This window comes from Accumulibacter sp., assembly GCF_023806635.1.
Taxonomy (GTDB): domain Bacteria; phylum Pseudomonadota; class Gammaproteobacteria; order Burkholderiales; family Rhodocyclaceae; genus Accumulibacter.
The window spans coordinates 25,259-32,691 of the sequence record NZ_JAMTDQ010000021.1 but is presented as its reverse complement, the minus strand read 5'-3'; the positions used below and the strand labels follow the sequence as shown (position 1 = coordinate 32,691).

Annotated in this window: 4 protein-coding genes and 3 tRNA genes; 2 read left to right on the top strand and 5 right to left on the bottom strand. The window is 62.3% G+C overall.

Going from position 1 to position 7,433, the window contains the following annotated elements:
* Window positions 1-53 precede the first annotated feature (53 nt).
* A tRNA-Met gene (locus NFW30_RS03535) sits at window positions 54-130 on the bottom strand.
* Between the two features lie 389 nt (window positions 131-519).
* Here NFW30_RS03535 and groES point away from each other — a divergent pair.
* Entirely contained in the window at window positions 520-810 is a 291-nt protein-coding gene (groES, locus tag NFW30_RS03530) for a co-chaperone GroES (protein WP_034942117.1), read from the top strand.
* A 98-nt stretch (window positions 811-908) separates the two neighbouring features.
* A complete protein-coding gene (gene groL, locus NFW30_RS03525; RefSeq protein WP_295352063.1) occupies window positions 909-2,561 on the top strand; it encodes a chaperonin GroEL in 1,653 nt (550 codons plus the stop codon).
* Window positions 2,562-2,688: 127 nt separating this feature from the next.
* Here groL and NFW30_RS03520 read toward each other — a convergent pair whose 3' ends face one another.
* The 4 genes from NFW30_RS03520 to lon all read right to left on the bottom strand — a co-directional run bounded on the left by NFW30_RS03520 (window position 2,689) and on the right by lon (window position 7,393).
* The gene (locus tag NFW30_RS03520; protein WP_295352060.1) at window positions 2,689-4,599 is read right to left on the bottom strand and encodes a SurA N-terminal domain-containing protein; all 1,911 of its coding nucleotides are present in this window, start codon (window positions 4,597-4,599) and stop codon (window positions 2,689-2,691) included.
* Window positions 4,600-4,675: 76 nt separating this feature from the next.
* A tRNA-Asp gene (locus NFW30_RS03515) sits at window positions 4,676-4,752 on the bottom strand.
* A gap of 34 nt (window positions 4,753-4,786) precedes the next feature.
* Window positions 4,787-4,862 (bottom strand) — tRNA-Val (locus NFW30_RS03510).
* A 104-nt stretch (window positions 4,863-4,966) separates the two neighbouring features.
* Window positions 4,967-7,393, bottom strand: coding sequence for an endopeptidase La (lon, locus tag NFW30_RS03505; RefSeq protein WP_295350916.1), 2,427 nt, complete (start codon window positions 7,391-7,393; stop codon window positions 4,967-4,969).
* Window positions 7,394-7,433: the final 40 nt, after the last annotated feature.

The window sequence follows — 7,433 nt, the reverse complement described above, 5'->3', positions numbered from 1 at the left end:
ACCACCACCAGACCAAGAACCCACACCTATCGGTTGTCTCGTTTTTAAAGAGCTGGTTGCGGGGACAGGATTTGAACCTGTGACCTTCGGGTTATGAGCCCGACGAGCTGCCAGACTGCTCCACCCCGCGACACGCCGGGGATCACCCGGTTACCTTCCCACACAGCACGCCCGATCGGCGCGAATTCTGACCGCTTGAAAACACGTGCTGGCTGCGAAGGAGGGGCATTGTAGCAATCGAAGCCAGGCGCGTCAACATGCTCCGAGGCGAATCGTCGCATTCCCTCCACCGCCCCTGACGGAACGCCCGGGGCCCTCTCTGGTCGCGGCCCGCCTCAGGCGGCAGCGGGCTCCTGCACCTGCTGCACCGTGGGCTCTTGAAATCCGAACGAAGGGACCCTATTATTAGCACTCGTTAGCGGAGAGTGCCAAAGCACTCGTGCCCTCGGGCTTGGGCTGCGAGGGGTTCCAACAGGCTAGCCGATGTTCTGACTTGTCATCCAACCTAGGAGAAACTGCATGAAGATTCGTCCGCTGCATGATCGCGTGATCGTCAAACGTCTCGAAGAGGAGCGCCGTACCGCATCCGGCATCGTCATCCCGGATACCGCAGCAGAAAAGCCGGACCAAGGCGAGGTTCGCGCCGTCGGCAACGGCAAGATCCTCGATGATGGCAGCGTCCGTGCCCTCGCCGTCAAGGTGGGCGACCGCGTCCTCTTTGGCAAGTACGCCGGCCAGACCGTCAAGGTCGAGGGAGAGGAACTGCTCGTCATGCGCGAGGAAGACATCATGGGCGTCATCGAAGGCTGACGGCCAAGTCCGGAAAGGCGCCTCGCGCGCTTGGCCGGTGCTCCCGAAGTTCGCCCGTTTCAGACATAAATCATTGAAGATACACAGGAGTTAACTCTATGGCAGCTAAAGACGTCAAATTTGGCGACACCGCCCGTGCACGCATGGTCGAGGGCGTGAACATCCTCGCCGACGCGGTGAAAATCACCCTCGGTCCCAAAGGACGCAACGTCGTTCTCGAGCGTTCCTATGGTTCCCCGACGGTCACCAAGGACGGGGTTTCGGTCGCCAAGGAAATCGAACTGAAGGACAAGTTCGCCAACATGGGCGCCCAGATGCTGAAGGAAGTCGCGTCCAAGACCTCCGACATCGCTGGTGACGGCACCACGACAGCTACCGTCCTGGCGCAGTCGATCGTCCGCGAAGGCATGAAGTACGTCGCCGCCGGGATGAACCCAATGGATCTGAAGCGCGGTATCGACAAGGCCGTCGTCGCGACCGTCGAGGAATTGAAGGCGCTCTCGAAGCCCTGTTCGACGAGCAAGGAGATTGCCCAGGTGGGCGCCATTTCCGCCAACGCCGACGCCGACATCGGCGATATCATCGCCAAGGCGATGGACAAGGTCGGCAAGGAAGGCGTCATCACCGTCGAGGATGGCAAGTCGCTGAACAACGAACTCGACGTCGTCGAGGGGATGCAGTTCGATCGTGGCTATCTGAGCCCGTACTTCATCAACAACAACGACAAGCAGAATGCGATTCTCGAGAGCCCGTTCATCCTGATCTTCGACAAGAAGATCTCGAACATCCGCGACTTGCTGCCGGTCCTCGAACAGGTCGCGAAGTCGAGCCGGCCGCTCCTGATCGTCGCCGAAGACGTCGATGGCGAGGCACTTGCGACCTTGGTGGTGAACAACATCCGCGGCATCCTGAAGACCTGCGCAGTCAAGGCTCCGGGCTTCGGTGACCGCCGCAAGGCCATGCTCGAGGACATCGCGATCCTTACCGGCGGCCAAGTGATCGCCGAAGAGGTCGGCCTGACGCTCGAAAAGGCAACACTCGCAGATTTGGGTCAGGCGAAGCGCATCGAGATCGGCAAGGAGAACACGACGATCATCGATGGCGCTGGCGTCAGCGCCAACATCGAGGCACGCGTCAAGCAGATCCGCGCTCAGATCGAGACGGCGACCAGCGATTACGACAAGGAGAAGCTGCAGGAGCGCGTTGCCAAGCTGGCTGGCGGTGTCGCGCTGATCAAGGTCGGAGCGGCAACCGAAGTCGAGATGAAGGAGAAGAAGGCACGCGTCGAGGATGCCCTGCATGCGACCCGCGCAGCGGTCGAGGAAGGCATCGTCGCCGGCGGTGGCGTCGCTCTGCTGCGCGCTCGTGCCGGGTTGAGCACACTCAAGGGCGACAACCACGATCAGGATGCAGGCATCAAGATCGTCCTGCGCGCGATGGAACAGCCGCTGCGCGAGATCGTCGCCAACGCCGGTGACGAACCCTCGGTAGTGGTCAATGCGGTCCTCCAGGGAAGCGGCAACTTCGGCTACAACGCAGCCACCGGAGACTATGGCGATCTGGTCGAAATGGGTGTGCTCGACCCGACCAAGGTCACGCGGACGGCGCTGCAGAACGCAGCCTCGATTGCCGGCCTGATGCTCACCACCGATTGCATGGTCGCCGAACTGGCGGAAGAAAAGCCGCCGATGGGTGGCGGCATGGGCGGCGGCATGGGCGGCATGGGCGGCATGGGCGGCATGGACATGTGATCCCCTGCCCGGCCAGGCGATGACTGGACAAGAGAAACCCCGCCGCGGCGGGGTTTTTCTTGTGTCGCGCTCGCGGCGCGGGACGATACGGAAACGGCCGGCACTACGGCCTTCGTCTGGCACGCAGCTAGCGCTCCTTGCGCTCCAGTGCCGCCTTGTTGATGTCGATCCGGTAGCGCTGGCGCAGACCGGCGAGATAAGCCGCGAAATCCTCCTGCCCCAGGATCTGCGCGTACTCGCGCTGCAGCGCCTGCCGCCGCGCCTCGTCGACGCGCTCCGGTTGCGTCACCCTGACGATCTTGTACAGCACGTACCCCCCGTCGCCGGCCGCTGCGCCGACGAAGACCGGCAACTTGTGCACGTCGGCGCCGAAGATGGCTTTCGCTGCCTCTGGCGGCAGCTGTCGTGCATCCTGCCGCGCGAGTTTGCGTGGCGGCGTCCAGGCGACGCTGTCTGCGCCGCCCTGCCGCAACTCGGCCAAGCGCGCTTCGCCGGCGGAGCGTGCCAGAGCGGCCTCGCCCTGCAGCATCAGCGCCGCCTGGATATCGGCCTTCACGTCCGCGAACGGTCGCACGCTCGCAGGCCGGTGCTCGACGACGCGCGCCGCCAGCAGTGTGTTCGGAGCCACCTCGATCGCTTCGGTGTTGCGCCTGTTGCGAACCGAGTCATCCGAGAAGATCGCTGCAAGAATCCTTGCATTACCCAGGTGCCCCAGGCTCGCCACCGCCGCCGGGGCGGGGTTGCGCGGCAACCAATCGGATGTCTGCAGCTTCAGATTGAAGCGCTCGGCTGCCGGTTGCAGACTGTCCGGTTGTTCGTAGACGATGTTGCTGAACGCTTCGGCATCCTCGGCAAATCTGCGCTGCGCTGCCTGTTGCTTGAGTTCGGCCTCGATTTCCGGGCGTACCTCGGCGAAAGTCCGCTGCCTGGCGGCCTTGATGCCCGTTACGATGATGATGTGGTAGCCGAACTCCGACTGTACGACGCCCGACACCTCGTTCTCGCGCAGGCTGAAGACAGCCTCCTCGAACGGCTTGACCATCGTCCCGCGCGCGACTACGCCCAGATCGCCGCCCTTGCCCGCCGAGCCCGGATCCTGCGAATGCTTTCTGGCGAGATCCGCAAATCGCGCTGGCGATTTCCGCACCTCATCGAGAAGCTCGTCGGCCCTTGCCCTGGCCTTTGCCTGCTCGGACTCACCGCTCGGCGCCAGGATCAGGATGTGACTCACCCGCCTTTCTTCGCCCTGCTGGTAGCGATCCCGGTGGCTCTCGTACCAGTCCTTCAGATCAGCATCCTTGACCGCAGTCTGGCCGATCCGCGCGGCAAGCGACAGCAGTACGTACTCCACCCTGGCCTGTTCGGCAATCTCGAACCGCTTGCCGTTCTCGTCGTAGAACTTGCGCAGCGCCTCCTCGTCGATCCGGACCTGTCCGGCAAACTGCCCGGGAGCGATTCGGAACTCGGCAACCTGCCTTTCCTCAGACTGGATAGCCAGAATCCTCTCGGTCTCGCTGCTGGCAGCGACGCCCGTATCGCCAATGGCCGCAACCAACTCCTGCAGAGTCAGATCCTGCCGGATCTGCGCCTCGAACTGCGCCTGCGACAGACCTTGCGCCGCCAACGCCGACTGGTAACGAGCCATGGAGAAGCGGCCGTTTTCCTGCAAAGCCGGAATACTGCCGATCATTTCGCGCAGCGCTTCATCGCTCGCACCCAGCTTCCCCTTCGCCGCTTCCAGAAGAAGCAGGCGCTGATCGACCAACGAGTTGAGCACGGCAAGGCGTGCCGCCGGAGTATTCATCGACTCGGGACGAAAGCTGTCGCCAAGAGCCTGGCGCATCCGGTCCTGATGCACGCGCCACGCCTGATCGAACTGCTGTTGGGTGATCTTGCTGTCGCCGACACTGGCCAGGTCGGCCCCCGCTCCCCCGCCACGAACGTACGAGTCGACGCCCCAGAAGGCGAACGGCAAGGCGATCAAGGCAAGAAAGACCTGGACAACCCTCTTGTTGTTGCGAACGGTGTCAAAGAACATGGTGGTAGGTCGCTAACTCTTTGGAACGTGTTGAAACCAAAAGAAAAAAGGCGAACTAGTGTTCGCCTTTCGATGTTGGCGGAGTGGACGGGGCTCGAACCCGCGACCCCCGGCGTGACAGGCCGGTATTCTGACCAACTGAACTACCACTCCAAAACACTCGCGGCACAATCGCTCTTGCTGCTCCTGGTGGGTGCTGACGGGCTCGAACCGCCGACATCCAGCTTGTAAGGCTAGCGCTCTACCAACTGAGCTAAGCACCCCTAGCGTGATCAAGCACTGGAGGCGCGAGTCTAGCGCATCCGGCAGCACTTGGCCAGAGCGGCAGATGGTGCGGCAGCAGCTGCACCGCCGCCACAAGGCGTGTTCAGTGAGTGAGCCCGGCGGACGCAGCCGCAGCGGCATCTGGGGTGTTCGTCTCCACCCCTGGCGGCACTCCTGCGTCGTCGACGACAGATGGCTCAGGTTTGCGCTCGAGAGCGTACTCGAGCACCTGATCGATCCAGCGCACCGGAATGATCTCCAGCCTGTTCTTGATGGTGTCCGGAATCTCGGCCAGATCCCGGACGTTCTCTTCCGGTATCAGAACCCTGGCCAGTCCGCCGCGGACCGCCGCCAGCAGCTTCTCCTTGAGACCGCCGATTGGTAGCACTTCGCCGCGCAGGGTGATCTCGCCGGTCATCGCCACGTCACAACAGACCGGGATGCCGGTCAACACGGACACCAGAGCCGTGCAGATGCCGACGCCTGCCGACGGACCATCCTTCGGAATCGCACCCTCCGGGAGATGGATGTGAATATCGCTCTTCTGGTAGAAATCGTGGTCGACGCCCAGCGACTGCGCGCGCTTGCGGACCACCGACAGCGCCGCCTGAACCGATTCCTGCATGACCTCGCCTAGTTTGCCGGTGGTCGTCGTCTTTCCTTTGCCCGGCAGGACCACCGCTTCGATGGTCAGTAGTTCCCCGCCAACCTCGGTCCACGCCAGACCCGTGACTTGACCGATCTGGTTCTCGCGCTCGGCAACACCGAAATTGTAGCGACGGACGCCGAGGAACTTGTCGAGATTGCGCGCACTGACCGCCATCTTTCCCTGACTCTTCCGCAAAAGGAGGGTCTTGACCACCTTGCGACAAATCTTCGAGATATCGCGCTCGAGCGAACGGACACCGGCCTCGCGTGTGTAGTAGCGGACGATGTCACGCAGCGCGCTTTCCGCCACCGTCAGCTCGCTCGTCTTCAGCCCGTTGTTCTTCATCTGCTTGGGCAACAGGTAGCGCTGCGCGATGTTGACCTTCTCGTCCTCGGTGTAGCCCGAGAGCCGGATCACCTCCATGCGATCGAGCAACGGCGGAGGAATGTTCAAGGTGTTGGCCGTCGCCACGAACATCACTTCCGACAGATCGTACTCGACCTCGACGTAATGGTCGACGAAGGTGGAGTTCTGCTCAGGATCGAGCACTTCGAGCAGTGCGGAACTCGGATCGCCACGAAAATCCTGTCCCATCTTGTCAACTTCGTCAAGCAGGAACAGCGGATTGCGGACGCCGATCCTGCTCATGTTCTGCAGGATCTTGCCCGGCATCGAGCCGATATAGGTTCGCCGGTGACCGCGGATCTCCGCTTCGTCGCGCACGCCGCCGAGACTCATGCGAACGAACTTGCGGCCGGTGGCACGCGCTATCGACTGGCCGAGCGAGGTCTTGCCCACCCCAGGCGGCCCGACCAGGCAGAGGATCGGCGCCTTCAGGCGATCGACCCGCTGCTGCACGGCGAGGTATTCGATGATCCGTTCCTTGACCTTGTCGAGACCCCAGTGATCCGCGTCGAGAATCCTGCCGGCAGCCGCGAGATCCTTGCTGATGCGCGTCCGTCTGCGCCACGGGAGGCCAATCAGTGTTTCGATGAAGTTGCGCACGACCGTCGCTTCTGCCGACATGGGCGACATCAGGCGAAGCTTGCGGAACTCCGACTGCGCCTTGGCAAGTCCTTCCTTGCTCATCCCGGCAGCCTTGACCTTGCGGTCAAGTTCCTCGAGGTCGGCCCCGTCCTCGCCTTCCCCGAGTTCCTTCTGGATCGCCTTGACCTGCTCGTTGAGATAGTACTCGCGCTGACTCTTCTCCATCTGGCGTTTGACGCGGCCACGAATCCGCTTCTCCACCTGCAGGATGTCGATTTCCGCCTCGAGTTGCGCCAGCAGCCGTTCGATACGGGCACGAACGTCGAACATCTCGAGGATTTCCTGCTTCTGCTCAAGCTTCAGCGGCAGGTGGGCGGCAATCGTGTCGGCAAGACGTCCGGCCTCTTCAATGCCGGCTATCGACGTCAGGATCTCGGGGGGAATCTTCTTGTTGAGCTTGACATACTGGTCGAACTGCGCGATGACGGCACGACGCAGGGCCTCCACCTCGTGATTCACACCGTCCTCGGCCATCACTGGACGCGCTTCGGCAAAGAACATGTCCGATCTCGAATCGATGGCCTGCAGACGCGCACGCTGCGCCCCCTCGACCAGCACCTTGACCGTTCCGTCGGGCAACTTGAGCATCTGCAGGATAGTGGCCAGACAGCCGACGCCATACAGATCCTCCGCTTCGGGCTCGTCCTTGACTGCAGACTTCTGGGCCACGAGGAGAATGCTCTTTCCTCCCTGCATCGCCGTTTCCAGGGCCTTGATCGACTTTGGACGCCCGACGAAGAGCGGGATGACCATATGCGGAAAGACGACCACATCGCGCAGCGGCAACAGCGGCAGTTCAACCGGATCGGCGGACAGCTTCGGGGGTGCAGACATGGATTGTGTCCCATAGGTTGTGGTTCTTGCCAGAGATGGT